This is a genomic window from Stieleria sp., from assembly GCF_041595215.1.
GTDB classification, from domain to species: domain Bacteria; phylum Planctomycetota; class Planctomycetia; order Pirellulales; family Pirellulaceae; genus Stieleria; species Stieleria magnilauensis.
In genome coordinates this window covers 1-2,364 of the sequence record NZ_JBFHKV010001206.1, presented here as the reverse complement: position 1 = coordinate 2,364, position 2,364 = coordinate 1, and the positions used below count along the sequence as shown (strand labels likewise).

2 protein-coding genes and 1 pseudogene are annotated in these 2,364 nt (G+C 58.7%); 2 read left to right on the top strand and 1 reads right to left on the bottom strand.

Going from position 1 to position 2,364, the window contains the following annotated elements; translation table 11 throughout:
* Positions 1-183, top strand: a 183-nt coding sequence (locus tag ABX749_RS29730) for a chemotaxis protein CheW (protein WP_372899227.1), incomplete at its 5' end; no start/stop codon positions are given.
* On the top strand, positions 146-1,822 hold the full coding sequence (locus tag ABX749_RS29725) for a methyl-accepting chemotaxis protein (RefSeq protein ID WP_372899226.1): 1,677 nt from the start codon (positions 146-148) through the stop codon (positions 1,820-1,822). The genes ABX749_RS29730 and ABX749_RS29725, both read left to right, overlap by 38 nt.
* Before the next feature lie 313 nt (positions 1,823-2,135).
* Here the strand turns inward: ABX749_RS29725 and ABX749_RS29720 are convergent.
* Positions 2,136-2,364, bottom strand: a pseudogene (locus tag ABX749_RS29720) (hypothetical protein); the annotation flags it as partial.

The following is a 2,364-nucleotide window of genomic DNA, read 5'->3' as shown; positions in this document are numbered from 1 at the left end:
GTCGGTTTACTGGTTGATGAAATCGGTGACGTGATGCGGGTTGATCAGGCGGACTGCGAATCGGTGCCCGGCACGCTGCACCGCCGGCAGCGTCCGTTCTTGCGATGTGCCTACAAACTCGAACAACGATTGTTGCTGATCCTCGATGCCGATCGCGTCGCCACCGCCACCGCCACTGATTGACGTTGACGTCATCACCACCTGCCCAAGCTACCGTTCAATCTTCACGCCGGAAAGGAATAGTTTCGTGTCCTTCAATCGCCTCACCGTTCGCTCCAAAATCTTCATCCTTGTCGGTGCCTGTGCACTCTCCTTTGTCGGTTACGGATTGTGGTCTTGGAATACGTTATCGGTGGCCAAAGTCCATGGCCCCTATTACAACAGAATCATTCAGGGGAAGGATTTGATTTCGGACACGGTTCCGCCTTCCAACAACCTCATCGAATCCTATCTGCTGTCGCTCGAAATGGCCCACGAGGTGGAAGAGGGTGTCGGTGCGGAACAGATTCAACAACTGGTTCAACGCGGCATCGAATTGAAGCAGAAATTCGAAACCAGTCATCGTTTCTGGGAACAGGAACTCGCCGAAGGACCGATGAAGAAGCTGAAAACGGTGGAGTGCTACGAAACGGCAAAGGCCTTCTTTCGGGTGCGGGATCAGGAGTTCGTGCCGGCCTGTTTGAACGGTGATGTCAAGACGGCCAAATTGCTTTCTCGCGGGCCGATGCGGCAACAATACGAACAACATCGCGACGCGGTCAATGCGGTCGCTTCGATGGCGACCCGTCGCAATGCGGCCGACGAAGCGGCTGTCCAAGCCCTGGTCGATGCGCGAATGCTGTGGTCGCTCGCCGGTGCCGCGGGCATTCTGTTGGGGATCGCCGGCTTCGGCATTTATGTCGCCCGCGAAACCATCCTGCCACTGCGTCGCTCAGCGACCAACCTTCGTTACCTTTCAACCCACGACCTGACCGATGTCAGCCGGCGGCTGCGGCGGGACGCGGAGAACACCAGCGATCAGGCCACCATGGCCAGCGGGGCGGCCGAAGAGGTCAGCGCCAATGCGCATGCCTTGGCGACCGCCGTCGAGCAGTTCGAAGAAAGCATCAAAGAGATCGCCGCCAACGCGGCCAATGCCGCCTCGGTCGCCCGCAATGCCGTGTGCGCCACCGAACAAACCAACCAGACCATCACCCGCCTGGGCGAAAGCAGTGCGGAAATTGGCAACGTCATCAAGGTCATCAACTCGATCGCCCAACAAACCAACCTGTTGGCCCTCAATGCGACCATCGAAGCGGCCCGGGCCGGTGAGGCCGGCAAAGGCTTTGCCGTCGTCGCCAACGAAGTCAAGGAGCTTGCCAAAGAAACCAGTCGGGCGACCAAACACATCATCGGACGCATCGAAGCGATCCAAGCCGACACGCAAGAAGCGGTCAATGCGATCGGGTTGGTCAGCGAGATCATTCGCGAGATCGATGAAAGCCAAAACGTGATCGCCGGCGCCGTCGAAGAGCAAACGGCGATGACCTCGGAAATCTCGCGCAACATATCCGACGTCGCAACCGGCAGCTATGAAATCGTCAAAAGCATCACGATGGTCGCCGAGACGGCGCAAAGCACAACCTCCGGCAGTGATGAAACCCTCGTGACCGCCGCCAGCATCGAACGGTTGGCCGCCGATTTGATGCTGCTGGTCGGGCAATCCGGTGAAGCGTCCGGACGCGAGACCTCAGAGCAAGACAGCGCATCAAACCGAGGCGCCTCCGGTGGCAAGTATCGCTTGCCGGCCGCCAAAGAAGACGCGTTCCTGGAATCGCTCTAATTCAGCCCCCCTCCCACAGCCCAACAACCAACAGCCGCCCCCTCCCAACTGGTGCCACCCACCTTCTGTCGCTCGTGACCGCCGCCAGCATCGAACGGTTCGCCCCCCTCCCAACTGGTGCCACCCACCTCCTGTGACCGCGACGACTGCAACAGCGATCGTAACAGTCCTTCAGTGCTATTGGAAAGCGAATCGCAGCGGGTCTTTACTGTAGTGTCGCTGGATGTCGATGCTAATTGCAACGAGGCCACGATACGATCGTGGACTATTGAATGCGCAATTGCAGACCGAAGGGACTCGGATCAGGCTTTCGTTATGCAGCGAAGCACTCGGCGACTTGCCGGTGTCCTTTGGCCCATTTGCGACCGCTCGACTCGGCGAACTGTGTCATGCCGCTCGGTGATCCCGCACAGCAGCTATTGCCGAAGTAACGTTGAAAGTTCCAGACCAGATCACGCCACATCGACAAGTCGATCCCTAACCGAGAAACCAGTCCCTGCAGACTCGGTGGGACCTTGCGCCCCGCTCCCTCTTCGCTTTGC